Source organism: Lentzea pudingi, from assembly GCF_014646255.1.
GTDB classification, from domain to species: Bacteria; Actinomycetota; Actinomycetes; order Mycobacteriales; family Pseudonocardiaceae; genus Lentzea; species Lentzea pudingi.
The window spans coordinates 535,671-550,171 of record NZ_BMNC01000003.1; the positions used below are offsets into that span (position 1 = coordinate 535,671).

At 70.4% G+C, this 14,501-nt stretch carries 14 protein-coding genes; 6 read left to right on the top strand and 8 right to left on the bottom strand.

Annotation, left to right across the window (positions count from 1 at the left end):
• Positions 1 to 60: 60 nt before the first annotated feature.
• From IEY88_RS13465 to IEY88_RS13470, 3 genes are all read right to left on the bottom strand, one after another.
• Positions 61 to 324 (bottom strand): GlsB/YeaQ/YmgE family stress response membrane protein, encoded by a 264-nt coding sequence (locus tag IEY88_RS13465; RefSeq protein WP_189155025.1) that lies wholly within the window; start codon positions 322 to 324, stop codon positions 61 to 63.
• An 86-nt stretch (positions 325 to 410) separates the two neighbouring features.
• Positions 411 to 542, bottom strand: a complete 132-nt coding sequence (locus IEY88_RS45080) for a hypothetical protein (RefSeq protein ID WP_268241233.1) — start codon at positions 540 to 542, stop codon at positions 411 to 413.
• 97 nt (positions 543 to 639) lie between these two features.
• Entirely contained in the window at positions 640 to 1,215 is a 576-nt protein-coding gene (locus IEY88_RS13470; RefSeq protein WP_189155026.1) for a TetR/AcrR family transcriptional regulator, read from the bottom strand.
• Between the two features lie 61 nt (positions 1,216 to 1,276).
• Between IEY88_RS13470 and IEY88_RS13475 the strand changes: the two genes are divergently transcribed.
• Positions 1,277 to 1,705 (top strand): DUF3995 domain-containing protein, encoded by a 429-nt coding sequence (locus tag IEY88_RS13475; protein WP_189155027.1) that lies wholly within the window; start codon positions 1,277 to 1,279, stop codon positions 1,703 to 1,705.
• A gap of 195 nt (positions 1,706 to 1,900) precedes the next feature.
• Positions 1,901 to 3,220 (top strand): alpha-lytic protease prodomain-containing protein, encoded by a 1,320-nt coding sequence (locus IEY88_RS13480; RefSeq protein ID WP_189155028.1) that lies wholly within the window; start codon positions 1,901 to 1,903, stop codon positions 3,218 to 3,220.
• 135 nt (positions 3,221 to 3,355) lie between these two features.
• Here the strand turns inward: IEY88_RS13480 and IEY88_RS13485 are convergent, their stop codons facing one another.
• A complete protein-coding gene (locus IEY88_RS13485) occupies positions 3,356 to 4,132 on the bottom strand; it encodes a GAF and ANTAR domain-containing protein (protein WP_229693344.1) in 777 nt (258 codons plus the stop codon).
• Between the two features lie 83 nt (positions 4,133 to 4,215).
• Here IEY88_RS13485 and ligD point away from each other — a divergent pair, with 83 nt between their 5' ends.
• A complete protein-coding gene (gene ligD, locus IEY88_RS13490) occupies positions 4,216 to 5,211 on the top strand; it encodes a non-homologous end-joining DNA ligase (RefSeq protein WP_308425975.1) in 996 nt (331 codons plus the stop codon).
• 12 nt (positions 5,212 to 5,223) lie between these two features.
• On the opposite strand, the gene IEY88_RS13495 is transcribed toward ligD, so the two are convergent.
• On the bottom strand, positions 5,224 to 6,741 hold the full coding sequence (locus IEY88_RS13495; protein WP_308425976.1) for a carboxylesterase/lipase family protein: 1,518 nt from the start codon (positions 6,739 to 6,741) through the stop codon (positions 5,224 to 5,226).
• 173 nt (positions 6,742 to 6,914) lie between these two features.
• Positions 6,915 to 7,880: a hypothetical protein gene (locus IEY88_RS13500; protein WP_189155029.1), complete on the bottom strand. Its 966-nt coding sequence runs from the start codon at positions 7,878 to 7,880 to the stop codon at positions 6,915 to 6,917.
• A 124-nt stretch (positions 7,881 to 8,004) separates the two neighbouring features.
• Between IEY88_RS13500 and IEY88_RS13505 the strand changes: the two genes are divergently transcribed.
• Together IEY88_RS13505 and IEY88_RS13510 are read left to right on the top strand one after the other, a co-directional pair.
• Complete coding sequence (locus IEY88_RS13505) at positions 8,005 to 8,163, top strand: hypothetical protein (RefSeq protein WP_189155030.1); 159 nt, start codon at positions 8,005 to 8,007, stop codon at positions 8,161 to 8,163.
• 150 nt (positions 8,164 to 8,313) lie between these two features.
• Positions 8,314 to 9,810: a hypothetical protein gene (locus IEY88_RS13510; RefSeq protein WP_189155031.1), complete on the top strand. Its 1,497-nt coding sequence runs from the start codon at positions 8,314 to 8,316 to the stop codon at positions 9,808 to 9,810.
• Positions 9,811 to 9,835: 25 nt separating this feature from the next.
• Here the strand turns inward: IEY88_RS13510 and IEY88_RS13515 are convergent, their stop codons facing one another.
• A complete protein-coding gene (locus tag IEY88_RS13515; RefSeq protein ID WP_189155032.1) occupies positions 9,836 to 10,813 on the bottom strand; it encodes a zinc-binding dehydrogenase in 978 nt (325 codons plus the stop codon).
• Positions 10,814 to 11,060: 247 nt separating this feature from the next.
• Here IEY88_RS13515 and IEY88_RS13520 point away from each other — a divergent pair, with 247 nt between their 5' ends.
• Positions 11,061 to 11,579, top strand: coding sequence for a hypothetical protein (locus IEY88_RS13520; RefSeq protein ID WP_189155033.1), 519 nt, complete (start codon positions 11,061 to 11,063; stop codon positions 11,577 to 11,579).
• On the opposite strand, the gene IEY88_RS13525 is transcribed toward IEY88_RS13520, so the two are convergent.
• Positions 11,546 to 14,260 (bottom strand): AfsR/SARP family transcriptional regulator, encoded by a 2,715-nt coding sequence (locus IEY88_RS13525; protein WP_229693414.1) that lies wholly within the window; start codon positions 14,258 to 14,260, stop codon positions 11,546 to 11,548. The genes IEY88_RS13520 and IEY88_RS13525 overlap by 34 nt on opposite strands.
• Positions 14,261 to 14,501 lie beyond the last annotated feature (241 nt).

Sequence of the window (14,501 nt, forward strand, 5' to 3'; positions counted from 1 at the left end):
AACCTCGACGGCCCTGGTCACCACATTCGGTGACCAGGGCCGTCGAAGTTCGGTCTGTCGTTACCGCACGGTGGTGCGCTTGCGACCGGCGACGGCCTCGGCGACGCCGATGAGCAGCACGGACGCGATCACGGCGATGATGAAGCCCAGCACGTTGAGCTCGAAGATGTCTCCGGTGCCGAGCAGGTTGGCGATCGTGCCGCCGATGACGGAGCCGACCAGCCCCAGCAGCAGCGTCGCCACGATGCCGAGGTTCTGCTTGCCGGGCTTGATCAGTCGGGCGAGCGCGCCGATGATCAGTCCGGCGACGATGAACCCGATCACGTCAGCCTCCTGGTAGTTGATTGCCTTGCTTCACCCAGGTACCCAGCCGGACTCTCGATCAACCGTCGCGCACGCCTGGCGGCTGCTCAGTTCCGCGGCGCCGTGTCGAGGACCGCGAGGGCGTTGCGGATGCCTTGTTCGGGGACGTCGTCGGCGAGCCGCTGGCCCGCGAGGGCGCGGGAGAGCTGCAGCGTCCCGAGAATCTTCCATTCCCACACCGAGTTCGTCGACGAGGCACTGAAATTCCTCAGCGAGTCATGACTGGCTGCTTCCCCGTGACTTCAAGGCGGGCCCGGCGAACGGACAGCCAGGACGTCATGTAGGTCCTGCGTCCACGCCGACCAGGTGCTCCACGAGATGCGTGAGAGCGTCGGGATCGTCCACGATCTCCGGAACCGCCGACGGGGTGGCTCTGCGGAGCTGGACCCAGCCGACGTAGGCGGCGTACGCGACCACCGCTCGGTGCCGTGCCCGCGTGGGCGGCAAGCCGAGTTCGGCGTATCCGTCGGCGAGGAAGGCCACGCGGCGCTGGGTGACGCGGTGCAGGACCGGCGCCACCACCGGGTCGTCGGCGTGCGCCACGAGCGCGGGCTCCAGCCCGCTGGTCGGATCCTCGGTGATCGCGATGCGGAAGAGCGTGCGCATGCGCTCCCGCGGGTCCGCGATCTCGGTGACCCGTTCGATGACCGCGTGCGTTCCCTGCTGTTCCCACCACTCGAGCGCCTCGCGCAACAGCGCGTTCCGGTCGGTGAAGTGCCAGTAGAAGCTGCCGCGGGTCATGCCGAGCCGTTGGGCAAGCGGCTCGACGGCGACAGCGCCGACCCCGCCCTCGGCCAGTGCGGTGAGCGCCGCGGTGAGCCAGTCCTGCTTGGAAAGTCGGGGCTTCGCCACCTTCCGTACAGTACTGTACGGAAAACCATACAGGACTGTATGGAACGTTGTGGAGGTCTCGATGACCGTGTTGGCCCTGTTCACCGCTGCGGTGCTGATGCTTGTTGGCGCGTTGCACGTCGTGTGGATGTTCTCGCCGTGGCCGCTGCGCACCCGTGAGGAGTTCGCCCGCCGAGTGGTCGACGTGCCGGTCGAGAAGCTGCCGGCGCCCGGACTGACGGCAGTCGTGGCGTTGCTGCTCGGCGTGGCCGGCTACCTCGTGGTGGCCCGCGCCGGGCTGGTCACCACCCTCGGGCCGGGATGGCTCCCGTTGCTGGGCACGGGCGGTGTCGCGGCGGTGCTCGCGCTGCGCGGCGTGGGCGGGTTGGTGATGTCGTCCCGCAGGAGCACGGACTTCGCGCGACTCGATCGCCGGTACTACTCGCCGCTGTGCCTGGTCCTCGCCGTTTCCTGCGCCGCCGTGGCGGTGCTCGGCCAGGGCTCGCCGTGACCGTTCGAGGGCCGGCGGCCGAGGACGACGTGGCCAGGTTGACGTGCTCCTGCGGAGCGCTGGAACTCCGCACCCGCTGCTGAGCTGCGGCGATCAGCTCCGTGTGGTTCAACCTTATGGCCAATTGGTATGTACCACTGGTGTGGTCCCCGTCGTACGGTCTGCCCGCAATCACCCTGCATGCAAGGAGCGGACATGAACCGCAAGCTCATCGCCGCCGCCACGGCGGCGGTCACGGCGGCCGGGTTGACCATCGCGGTGGCGCTGACGACCAGCGCCACCGCGGCCGACACGGCAGATCCCGCCGTGCTGGCCGCGATGGCCCGGGACCTCGGCATCTCCTCGGACCAGGCGCGTGAACGCCTCGACGCCGAGAAGGTCGCCGGCCAGACCGACGCCGCCCTGAAATCGCGTCTCGGCCCGGCGTACGCCGGGTCCTGGCTGGACAGCACAGGTCGCACCCTCACGGTCGCGGTCACCGACCCGGCACTGGCGAGCGCGGTGCGCTCACGTGGCGCCGCCGCCACCACGGCGAAGCACAGCGCGTCCGCTCTGGACAGCGCGAAGACGAAGCTGGACGCGAAGGCCACCACCGCGCCCGACGCGGTCCCCGGCTGGTACGTCGACGTGCGCTCCAACAAGATCGTCGTCCTCGCCCGCGCCGGCGGCGAGGACCAGGCCAGGGCGTGGGCGGCGGAGTCGGGCCTGCGCGGCGACATCGTCGCCTTCGAGGCCAGCACCGAGGACCCCAAGCCGCTGATCGACGTCATCGGCGGCAACGCCTACGGCGTGCCCGGCGGCGGCCGCTGCTCCATCGGCTTCGCGGTCGAGGGCGGCTTCGTCACCGCGGGCCACTGCGGAGCCACCGGCGGCCGCACCTCCAACCCCGGCGGCACCATCCAGGGCAGCAGCTTCCCCGGCAACGACTACGCCTGGGTCCGCACCGACGCGGGCAACACCCCGCGCGCCCTGGTCAACCGCTACCCGGGCACCGTCCCGGTCGCGGGCTCCCAGGAGGCCCCGGTCGGCTCCTCGGTCTGCCGCTCCGGCTCCACCACCGGCTGGCGCTGCGGCACCATCCAGCAGAAGAACGCCTCCGTCACCTACCCCGAGGGCACCATCACCGGCCTGACCCGCACCAACGCCTGCGCCGAGCCCGGCGACTCCGGCGGCTCGTGGCTGACCGGCGACCAGGCCCAGGGCGTCACCTCCGGCGGGTCCGGCAACTGCCAGACCGGCGGCACCATCTACTTCCAGCCGTTGACCGAGATCCTGCAGGTCTACAACCTGCGCCTGGTGACCTCCGCCGGTCCGACCACGACCACCCCGCCGACCAGCACGACCACGACCACGACCACGCCCCCCGGCGGTGGCGGCTCGTGGGCCCCGTACACCAACTACGCCAACGGCGCCCAGGTCACCTACGGCGGCGCGACCTACCGCGTCATCCAGCCGCACACGTCCGTCCCCGGATGGGAGCCGCCGAACACCCCTGCCCTCTGGCAGCGGCTCTGACGGCCACGCCCTCCCACCGTTCCCGGCGGCCCTCGCCGCCGGGGACGGCAGGTGTGCGAACAGGGCACGGAGGCGGCCAGCGGGCGCCGGTGTCCGCTTCACCCCGCCCATCGCGTCGATCACGCCTCGGCGGGCTCAGCCCTGACCGCGGTTCTCCACGAACCAGGCCGCGGTCTGGTGCAGTTTGAGATTGGCCGACTGCGAGGCCTCCACCAATATCCGGAAGGCCTCGGCGGCGTCGATGTCGTGGCGCTCCATGAGGATGCCCTTGGCGGTGGAGATGATGTCGCGGTTGTCGATGGCGAGGCTGAGCTGCGCTTCCCGTTGAGCGCCGATCAGCGCGATCGCGGCGTGGGTGGCGAACAGCGTGCCGTCGTCTTCGGTGCGTTGGTCGAAGGCATCGACGCGACTTGAGTAGAAGTTGAGTGCGCCCAGTGTCCTGTCGCTCACGAAGAGCCGGTAGGACAGCAGGGAGTGGATGCCGTTCCTGGCCGCGGCAGGGCCGAACGAGGGCCACCGCCTCTCCCGGCCGACGTTGCCGACCCGGTAGGTCTGGTGCTCGGCGATGGCGTCCACGCAGGGGCCTTCGCGGAGGTCGTACTGCAGCTTGTCGATGGCCCTGACGATCTCGCCGGTCGGTGCGACCGTGTGGATCCTGCCTCGTTCGACCAGAGCGATCCCGGCGTACTCGGCACCGGCGACGTAGTCGAGCGCGACTTTGACGATCGCGCTGACCGTCGTCTCGACGTCCGGCTCCGCCTGCAGCGTACGCGCGACGCCGCTCAGTGTTCCCGCCAGCTTTCTCAGGGTGCCGTCGTCAGCCGGGCTCATGATGCCTCCACACCAGGATTCGAAGTGTCCAGCACCTGTACCCGGATTGATCATCGGGTTAAACCTGGTGCCGAACGGCACGTGCCCGTAGCCAAGCCCGTCGTGCTGCGAAGTGGCCGATTCTCACTGACCATGACTAGAGGTCAGCTGGAGGAGGTGTCCAGGTGGGAAGCGCGGCAACAGCGGCAGAACCGCTGGGCGTCATCCGGCCCATGCTCGCCACCCCGGGCAACCCGCCCGACAGCGACGGCTGGGCCGTCGAGTTCAAATGGGACGGCTACCGGGGTCTCGCACACTGCCAGGGCCGTGACGTGCGGGTGTTCAGCCGCAACGACCTCGACTTCCTGGTCCGCTTCCCCGAGCTGGGCGTCCTGCCGGAGTTGCTGCACCACCGCACGGCCGTGCTCGACGGCGAGATCGTCGCGCTGGACGAGGAGGGACGCCCGAACTTCGGCCTGCTGCAGCAACGTGACAAGTTCGCCCCCGGAGTGCGGGAGCTGCGGCGCACCCGGCCGTCCATCGCCTACTTCGTGTTCGACCTGCTGCACCTGGACGGGCGATCACTGCTGAACACGCCCTACGACGTCCGGCGCGCCATGCTCAGCGAGCTCGCATTGCCCGGCAACCACGCGGTGCAGGTGCCACCGTCCTTCCCGGACACCGAGCCGGACGACGTCCTGCACGTGGCGAGCCAGTACGGGTTCGAGGGCATCGTCTCCAAGCGGACGAAGTCGACCTACGAGCCCGGCCGCCGGTCGCCCTCCTGGATCAAGACCCCCTTCCGCTACACCCAGGAGGTCGTCATCGGCGGCTGGCGGGCAGGCCAGGGCAACCGCGCGGGCCGGATCGGATCGCTCCTGCTCGGCGCCCACGACGAGCAGGGACGCCTGGTCTACGTGGGCCACGTCGGCACGGGTTTCAGCCGTGAGGTGCTCGCCGACCTGCAACGGGACCTGGAGCGACGGGCACGCCCGACCAGCGCGTTCGACGTCGAGGTACCGCGCGAGCACGCCCGTGACGCCCGCTGGGTCGACCTGGGGCTGGTGGGCGAGGTCGAGTTCCGGCAATGGACCTCGGACGGCCGCCTGCGCCACCCGGCCTGGCGCGGACTGCGTCCGGACCGGGATCCGTCCAGCGTCGTGCTGCCGCCCCGGCGGTGACAGCGTTGCAGGTCAGAGCAAGGGCAGTGCGTCGAACGAGTGGCCGTGCCAAAGGCGGCGCGACTCTGTTTCGGGGTAAGCGGTGACAAGGGGATCGACGTCGAAGACACGGGTGAGCCGCTGGTGGCTGTCGTAGCGCGGCCAGCCGGGATCGCCCGCTGCCGCGAAGGTGGTCCAGGCCGTGCGGAACTGCCTCGACAGCAGTTCCGCGGCCGGTGGCGGTTCGGAGCCGAGAAGCATCTGTGCCATGGGTGAGTGGAGGTTGCCGAACACCAGCGGTACGTCGAGGCCGTGGCACGCGCCCAGAAAACCGCCGTGGGCAGGAGCGGTCCAGGTGAGCTCGTACATGTGCGCCTGGCCGCCTCCCGCGAGCTGTGCCTCGGCGAGGTGGAGCGAGGGCATGCGGAACAGCCAGTCGGACTGGACGAGTTCGTACAGCTGGGCCGCGGTGGCGTCCGGGTAGGCGCCGCGGTAGGCCCGCGCACCGTCAGGTCCGGGGCCGAAGACCCGCAGTGCCCGCGCCGCCCGCGCTTCGTCGACCTGGCCGAGTTCGTGGGCGATGAACAGGCGGAACTCGTCCCGGTTGTGCCCGGTGACCAGGTGCACCTCGCGGCCTGAGCCGCCGGCGAGGGCCTGCCAGGGAGTGGACGGCAGGACGTCGCCGTCCACGACGGGGGAGAAGGGAGTCGGCGTCAGGGCGACCTGACCCCAGCGGTCCGCGTACTCGCTGAGCCTGGCGGCGACCGCCGCGCCGGCTGCGGCCAGCGCACTCGGGTCCACCCCGGACAGATCGGCCACGCTCGGGCCCAGGCGCAGTTCGGCCGAGATGGCGGCGGCGACGTCCTTCGCGAGTGCGTCGGAGAAGTACGTGCCGGGCACGCTCTGCGCGATGGCCCGGTGGAAGAGTCCGGCCGCACGTGGCATCGCCATCAACGCGGCGATGCTGCCCGCGCCTGCCGACTCACCGAAGACGGTGACCTGGTCCGGGTCACCGCCGAACGCGGTGATGTTGTCCCGCACCCACTCCAGTGCGGCGACCTGGTCGAGCAGCCCGCGGTTGGCCGGAGCACCGTCGATCGACGCGAACCCCTCCACACCGACCCGGTGGTTGAAGGTCACGACGACGAGGTCGCCGTCGCGGGCGAGGTGGCTCGCGTCGTAGCCGGGCGTGTCCGCCGAACCGACGCGGTACGCGCCGCCGTAGATCCACACCATCACCGGCCGGCGGGCGGCGGGGCCGGGGTCCGGAGTCCAGACGTTGACCGTGAGCCAGTCGTCGCCGGCGGCGACACCGGAAGGCGAGACGGCCCCCGGCATGCCAGGGTCCTGCGGCGGTGGGGGACCGAAGGAGAACGCCTCGCGCACTCCGTCCCAGCGATGTGCGGGCCGGGGCGCGGCGAACCTCGCGTCGCCCGCCCGGCGGCTCGGCGAACGGAATTCCGCGGAACACCGCCAGGCCGGACTCCCCGCGTCCCACGACCCGGCCGGAGATCGTCTCGACCACCGGGTCAGCGGTGTCCGCCGGTCCACGGGACTCCACCACCGTCATCGCATGCTCCTGGTCCTGCTCGGTGCGGCCGGCCCCGACGCGGGGAGACCGTCGCCGGACCCCTGCCGGATCTCGGCCATTGAACTCGGCGCACCCACGCCCCGCACAAGCAAGGGTTTCCGCTGAGCGGAAGCTCGATGCTCGACCCGCTTCGTCATGGCCATTGCTTTCCGCGCCTGAGCCGCCGAACCCGAGCACGGAACCGTCGCGGTTTCCTCCGGTCCTCATCGACCGGGACGCGCACGGCCATCAGTTCGTCGACGACATCCGCGACCTTCCTGCCGTCTCCCGGGTCGATGGCACCGGCGATCAGGATCTGGGAGGCTTTTCCCAGCAGGCAGCGCTGGTTGGCGTGATCGATCACCTTGCCGCCGGCGGCTCCGATGTGGCGCAGGCTGAGCCCCTGTGCCATGCCGGTCAACATCATCGTCAACTCGTTGAGCGAGATTCCTGGACGCAACGAGACACCGCGCGCCTCGAGGATCTCCGCGTAGAGGTCGCGCCAGTAGCCGAAGGAGTGTTCGTACACACCGTCGAGCGCTTCCCTGATCTGCTTGTGGAAGTCGGTCAGGGCAGTCACCAGGTACTGGAACCGCGCCGAGGTCTCGTCGGCGTAGACGATCTTCATGTCGTGGTAGGCGACCTTGTCCACCGCGGCACTGAACGCCGCCGTCTCGCGCAGCTCGGCACGTGCCGCTTCGTCGAGCATGCCGTCGGTCAGCGAATACCGCTCCCGCAGCACGTACCGGACCAGGTCGCCCATGTAGAGGGCGAGAGTGGGCCACCGGTCCTTCATGGTGCCGACCGAGGGCCTGGTGCCGGCCTTCTTCCAGTCGGGCGGCGTTCCGAACAGTGCGTGAGCGACGTGTTCGTCACGAAGCGCTTCCTGGAAGATCAGCTCCGCCTCGCGGGCGATGTTCTTCTGCGTCAGCGTGTCCAGAGGACGGTGAAGGTGCTCCTCGCCCGCGAAACCCAGGAGTTCCTGCTCGGCCAGACGCCGGCCGCCCTCGAGGCAGGCCCGCACGACCGGGCTGTTGGCCAGCCGCCGGCCGGTGGGCAGCAACCTGCCGCTCTTCGTGCGCACATTGGTCGCCACGTCGTCCAACGGACCGTCATACATGGTGACCGAGTATCCCCGGCAGTGGCCCGCAACGATTCCTCCGCTTGAGAGGAACCACGCGAACTACCCACGTCAGACCGTTTCCAGTTGCCTGTGATCACCGACCCGCAGAGAGGTGACAACGATGAGCAGGCACTCCCGCGAACCTCGCCGGCAGCCGCAGCGTCGACGGTCGCAGCAGGCCGTCCTCGCCCTTCAGGCCGGGCTCGTCCTGCTGCAGCTCGGCCTCGTCCTGCTCGAGAGCTTGGACGCGATCACCAGGTTGCTGGGCCACCTGTTCTGAGAGCTGGCTGCCGACCTTGCCCGACCGGCTCCTCGGCCGGATCTTGGTGCTTTCGAGTAGTACCAACGGCTCGGCCGTTGCGCGGGTGCCGGAAGCGGCGATCTACCTCGGGACGCGCAAGCGTCAGTCACGAGGAGGGGAGCCCGCGCGATGAGGTTCAAGACGGGGTTCGGTCCGGCCGCAACGGTTCTGTGGGACACCGACTGGGTGCCGGAACGCAAGTCGAAGGAGATGCAAGAACTGCCCAGCGGTTCGTGCGTGCGCTTGCTGCTCGACATGTCCAAGAAGAGGGACGACCTGAAGGTCCTCGAGGACCTGGACCTGTTGCTCGACTCGGCGCTGCGGCAGCTCGGCACATGGGCACGGCGGGACTTGCACTCCCTGCGGGCGAATCTGCCGGCTTTGCAGGCGCAGCAGCACCTCCCGGCGGTGGAGGACGCAATGAGAGCAGCGGTGCGCCCTTCGGACACAGGTGGTGTTCCGCCGCAGAAGAAGACACCTGCCGGGAAAACCAAGGTGATCGTCTTCAACTACAAGACCGGGCAGCAGAACGTGCGGAAGACCACCGAGTTCGACCACGCTCGGTTCTTCGCCGACCAGGCACGCGCGCTCAAGCTGGGAGTGCGGGTCCTCACCACCGAGGGTGGGCAGCGCGACCTGCGGAAAGACGACGTGTTCAAGGGCCTTGACCCGCACTGGACCATCGTCGACCAGGTGGCCTCCGAGTGGGCCGAGGACAGCGTCGAGTACCTGCAGTCCGGAGAGGTGGCGGTGCTGGAGGAGTTCAACGCCACCGCGTTGCGGGCGGGGCTGGTGGCCGGGCGCCGGGCGCGATGGGCGGCCTTGCTGGACGCCACCTACGCGAACGAGGTCCTCGGTCCGGTCAAGTCGAAGGAGTGGGTGCCGGAAGGGCTGCTGGTCGTCGCGGGCCAGACCCGCGAGATGGTCGAGACCGCGCTCGAGCGGCAGCATCGCAGGGCAAGACACCTCCGGTTCTACGCCGAGGGCGGCAATCTGATCGTCGGTGAGAACGCGGCAGGGGAGACGATCGCACTGGTCGGGCGGGACTCGATCGCCGCGACCGCCGGCGAGTACCTGTTCGCCGACGACAACCCGGTGCTGGCGTTGATCGCCGAAGACCTGGGTGTCGCGGTGCAGCAGGTGATCCCCGTCGAGCAGCCGGGGAAGTTCCACCTGGACATGGGTTTGCTGTTCGTCGGCAAGGGCGTCGTGCTGCTCAACGACAGCCGGGCTCAGCTCGCGGAGGCGGAGACCAGGCTCGCGACCTACCAGGACGAGGCCAGCCGGCGGCACGCGGCTAAGCTGCGTCTCCAGTGCGGCCTGGAGGCGCTGGCGGCCCGCGACCTCGCCGCCGGGGGGTTGACGGTGCACCGGCACAAGCTGGAAAGCGGTTCCGTCTACAACTTCTTCAACGGCGAGTTCGTCGCGGACGAGGGTGATCAGGTCCATTACCTGACCAATGGCACGGGCACCGCGGCGGTTCTGAACGCCTTCGTCCGTTTGCTGGTCGAGGAACTGAAGGTCGCGGTGGCCGTGCACACCAGCCCGGTCGGCGCTGCCGAGCACAGCCTGGAAAGTCAGGGCGGCGTCGGCTGCCGGATCAAGGGCGCACCCGGTCCACACTGATTCCGCGGGTCGCGGTCCGGACCCGTCAGGGACGCAGAAGGATCTTGCCCCTCCGGCCGGGAGCCGCGTTGCCGCGCGCGGCGCCGGCGATCTCCTCCAGCGAGTAGACGTGCTCGACCGGCAGGGTGAGCGCGCCCGAGGCGATGCCCGTGACCAGCTCGCCCAGCAGAGAGGCGCGCTTGCCGGCCGCCATCGCCGGGAAGACCTTGCTGCCCCAGAAACCGGTGACGGTCACCTGCTTGAAGATCACGTCACCCGAGCTGATCTCGAGGGTGGGGGAGGCCATCGCGCCGAACACGACGAGCCGGCCGCCCTCGGCGAGCAGCGAGACGACGTCGCCCGCGGCCGCACCGCCGACCGAGTCGACACCGGCCCTGACCGGGGCGTCGCCGACGATCTCGCGGACCCGGTCGCGCCAGCCGTCGTCGTCCGTGGCGACGACGTCGCCGATGCCCTGCTCGCGCAGCTCGGCCACGCCGTCGGCACGGCGCACGAGGCCGAGGACGTGGACGCCGCGGGCCGCCGCCAGCTGGGCGACGAGCCTGCCGACGGCTCCGTTGGCGGCGTTCTGGACCAACCAGTCACCCTCGGCGAGCTCCAGCGAGTCGAGCAGCGCGATGGCGCTGAAGGGCATCGACACCAGCTGGCTCGCTGCCTCGTCACCGATGGCGTCGGGAACCGGGATGAGCGTCTGGGCGGGCGCGACCACGAACTCGGCCCAGGCGCCGAAGGTGCCACCGGAGGCGACGCGCTGGCCCACCTCGAGGCCGTCCACGCCCTCGCCGAGCGACTCGACGACCCCGACGAACTCGGTGCCGGAGCGTGCGGGCATCTCGGGCTTGAAACCGTAGGTGCCGCGCACGGTCCACAGGTCGTGGTTGTGGACGGGGGAGAGCAACACCCGCACCAGGACCTCTCCGGGACCGGGCCGCGGAGCGGGCACCTCCCGCACCTCGAGGACCTCGGCGGGGTCACCGAACTTCTGCTGGACCAGTGCGCGCATGACATGCCTTTCCGAGTGGTCAGGGGACGTGTGACCACAACGCGGCAGCGGGCTGCGCCATGCCCCTGCTGACGTCGATGAGCGTGAGGTCACAGCCCGCCAGGCGTGCGTGCCCGTCTGGTCCCTCGCACCACTGCGCTCCGAGGTCATCCACCCCGCTCTCACGCCGTGTATCGGCGATGTATCGGCCGTGTATGCGATCCCCGGACGCTGTGTGAGCAGTGCAGACATGCGAGAAGGGGATCTCATGCGGTTCACCAAAGTCACGGTCGCTGCCATCGGCCTGCTCGGCGCGGCCCTGATCGGCACAGCCGCTCCGGCCGGTGCGGCCGGCGGGGAAGTGTTCAGCCCGAACGTCGAGATCGCGCAGCCGTGGCTCGACGACACGGCCACCGCGTCCGCCGTCGAAGGCGACGTCGCCATCCAGCAGACGGCGGCCGGCGCCATCAAGTGGATGTCCGACCGCCGCGGCAGCACGGCGTACGAGGGCTACTGCGAGCGCGCCGTCCGCCTGGCGTGGGACCGCTCGACGCACCACGCGTCGGCGATCGCCCACTGGCGGTCCTCGGACGGCGCCCGCCGCACCACCGGCACGCCGCCCAGGGGCGCGTTCGTCTTCTGGAACACCAGCCAGTACGGCCACGTCGGCATCGCGGACGGCAACGGCGGCTTCTGGTCGACCAGCGTCGGCGGCAAGATCGGCCACGGCAGTTCGACCGGCTACTTCCGCAACTACCTCGGCTGGAAGCCCGGCAACAGCAACTGATCCAGTGATCCCGCCGCGCGTGCGAGTGCTCGCCGCGCGGCGGGTTCGCCTTCCCGGTTCCCGGTGCGGCGGTAGGTTTCCAGCACCTGCAGCAGGAGGGTGTGCGCCTCCTGCGGGTGGCCGTTCGAGATCAACGCCTCGGCCAGCTCGACCTGGGCGAACGCCGTGCACCGCTCGTCGGTGAGGTCCGCCAGGATCGTGACGGCCCGGCGTGCGCTCGCCAGCTCCTGCTCGTGCTCGCCCGTGCTGCGGTAGAGCGCGGAAAGCCTTACCAGCACTAGAGCTTCGCGGTGTGCGTCACCGAGGTCCGCGGCGAGCCGCCGGGCGTTCGTGAGCCATTTCCGCGCCTCCTCGGGCCTGCCGAGCGAGCCGTGGACCGAGCCGATCGACGCCCGCACGTGTGCGACGGAATGCAGATCACCCGCGAGCTCCAGCAGCCGCAGACCTTCGGTGTAGAACTCCATCGAGCGCTCGTACTCCGCCCGCAGCCGGTACACCACGCCGATGCCCGCGAGGGAGATGCCCTGACCGCGGTCGTCGCGAAGCGAGCGATAGAGCTCTTGTGCCGCAAGCAGTCCCAGCTCGGCCTCCGTGAACTCACTGCGGTAGATGTGCGCCTGCGAGATGCCGCGCAGCAACGCCGCCTCGCCCGCCTTGTTGCCGGCCGCGCGGACGCTCCGCAACGCCCGCGCGTGGGTGCGTGCCCAGTCCTCGTAGTGGCTGTGCAGGTCGAAGAACGGCACGCAGGCCGCCGCGAGCTGCCACGCCACCTCGTCGAGGCCCGCGTCCGCCGCGATGTCGACCGCGCCGCACAGCGTGCGCCGTTCTGCCTCGAACCACGCGACGGGCTCGGCGAGCAGGTGTTCCGGTGCCGCGACCGGGGCGACGTCGGCGATGGTGGTGCCGAACGTGACGGGCAACCGCCGTGCGGCCGTGACCGCGAGCCACAGCCACGCGTGCAGCGTCCGTTCGAGCGCGGCCCCACGGTCCGGCAGTGAGTGGTTCAGAGCGTGGCACCGCAACAGGTCGTGCAGCCGGTAGCGCGGCTGGCCGATGTCGTCCGCGCCGAAGGTCTCGAGCAGATGAGCGTCGACCAGCCCATCCACGAGGTGCTCCGTGCCCGGTTCGCCGAGCAGTGTCTCGACCACCCAGCTCGGGAAGTCGTGCGGGCCGAGCAACGCCAGCCGCACGAACGCCTGGAACTCGTGCGGGGGCAGCTGCCGGATGCTCAGGTCGAAGCTCGCCCGCACGGCCAGCTCACCTGAGGTGAGCTCGCGCAACCGCGTCGACTCGTCGACGAGCCGCTCGCGCAGCACCTGCATCGACCATCTGGCACGCCCGGCCAGCCGCGCTCCTGCCACCCGGATCGCCAGTGGCAGGTGCCCGCACGCCGCCGCGATCGCCGCCGCTTCGCCGGGCTGGGCACACACCCGGTCCTCGCCCGCGATGGCGGCGAGCAGCTCCGCCGCCTCCTCCGGGGAGAACGGTGACAGCTCCACCTGCAGCGCGCCGGGCAGCTCCGGTAGCCTGCGCCGGCTGGTCACCAGGACCGCGCAGCCCGCGTCGGCCGGGAGCAGGGGCACGAGCTGGCTCACCGAGGAGGCGTCGTCGAGCACCACCAGCACCCGTCGACCGGCGAGCTTCGAGCGGAACAGCGCGGCTCGCGCGGCGACCTGCGCGGGCAGTCCGGCGCCCGTGATCCCCAGGGCGTGCAGGAGTTCCGTGAGCACCTCACCCGGTTCGCGCGGGTGGCCGGACGTGCCGCCGAGGTCGACGTAGAGCTGTCCGTCCGGGAAGTGGTCACCGACCTGGTGCGCCACCCGGATCGCGAGCGTCGACTTGCCGACCCCGGGAGGCCCGGTCACCGCGGCCGGTGCTGGGCCCTGCCGCAGCGCCGACGTCAGCACCGCGATCTCGCCCGCGCGGCCGCAGAAATCGGACACCACCGGCGGTAGCTGACGGAGAGGAGCTGCTGCCGGTTCGTCGCGCAGCACCGCGAGCTGGGCCTCCCGCAACGCGGCTCCGGGCTCCAGTCCGAGCTCGTCGGTGAGCCGCGCGCGCATGTCCGCGTAGACCTGCAACGCCTCAGCACGCCGGTTGTCCTGATGCAGGGCGAGCACGAGCTGTCCGCACACGCTCTCGCGGTAGGGGTGCTCCACCAGCAACGCCCGGAGCTCCGGGATCGCTTCGGCGTACTCACCCGAGGCCACCCGCAACCCGAGCCGTTGCTCGGTCGCCGCGAGCCGGGCCTCGTCGAGCCGGGCGAGGGCGGGCGTCCACGCGTCGTGGTCCGGCAGATCCTCGAGCGGACGGCCGCGCCACAGGGACTCCGCCCGCCTCAACAATCCGAGCGCCGCACCGGGGCGTCGGCGGGCTTCCGCGACGAGCTCGTCGAACATCAGCGCGTCGAGCTCGTCAGCCCCGAGCTCGAGCACGTAACCGGTGCCGTGGGTGCGCAGGCGCTCGTCGAGCAACTGCCGCAGCCGCCAGACGTAGGTCCGGACGTTCTGCACCACCGACCGCGGCCGAGTCGCGGGCCACAGGGCCTCGACCAGCTGGTCGAGTGAGACATCGGCGTTCGCGTGCAGCGCGAGGTGCGCGAGCAGGGCCCGTTGCTTGACGCCCCCGAGATTCTCCCTGCGGCCGTCCCGCCAGACCTCCAGAGGGCCCAGCACCCGCACGCTCAACCGGCTGATGGCTCCCCCGCTCCCCAGGACCTGCTCGGGTGTTCGTCCATCGGACGACGCCGGCGCCCGCCGCGTTCCCGCCGGACACCACGATTCCGAGGTGTACGGCGTAGACCTGTGCGGAGCCGGATACGGCGAGGTGCAGCAAGACCTGTTCAGGTCGTCGAAGGGGCTTCGAAGCTCGGAACCAGGCGAGCGGGTGGAGAACGGCGCTGGCGTCCACGGCCGTCACCCC

Excerpts from the sequence above, each read along its gene's own strand:
- IEY88_RS13475 (WP_189155027.1), top strand. The coding sequence starts at position 1,277 with ATGACCGTGTTGGCCCTGTTCACCGCTGCGGTGCTGATGCTTGTTGGC.
- IEY88_RS13520 (WP_189155033.1), top strand. The coding sequence starts at position 11,061 with ATGCGGTTCACCAAAGTCACGGTCGCTGCCATCGGCCTGCTCGGCGCG.
- IEY88_RS13515 (WP_189155032.1), bottom strand. The coding sequence starts at position 10,813 with ATGCGCGCACTGGTCCAGCAGAAGTTCGGTGACCCCGCCGAGGTCCTC.
- IEY88_RS13500 (WP_189155029.1), bottom strand. The coding sequence starts at position 7,880 with ATGTATGACGGTCCGTTGGACGACGTGGCGACCAATGTGCGCACGAAG.
- IEY88_RS13505 (WP_189155030.1), top strand. The coding sequence starts at position 8,005 with ATGAGCAGGCACTCCCGCGAACCTCGCCGGCAGCCGCAGCGTCGACGG.
- IEY88_RS13510 (WP_189155031.1), top strand. The coding sequence starts at position 8,314 with ATGAGGTTCAAGACGGGGTTCGGTCCGGCCGCAACGGTTCTGTGGGAC.
- IEY88_RS13480 (WP_189155028.1), top strand. The coding sequence starts at position 1,901 with ATGAACCGCAAGCTCATCGCCGCCGCCACGGCGGCGGTCACGGCGGCC.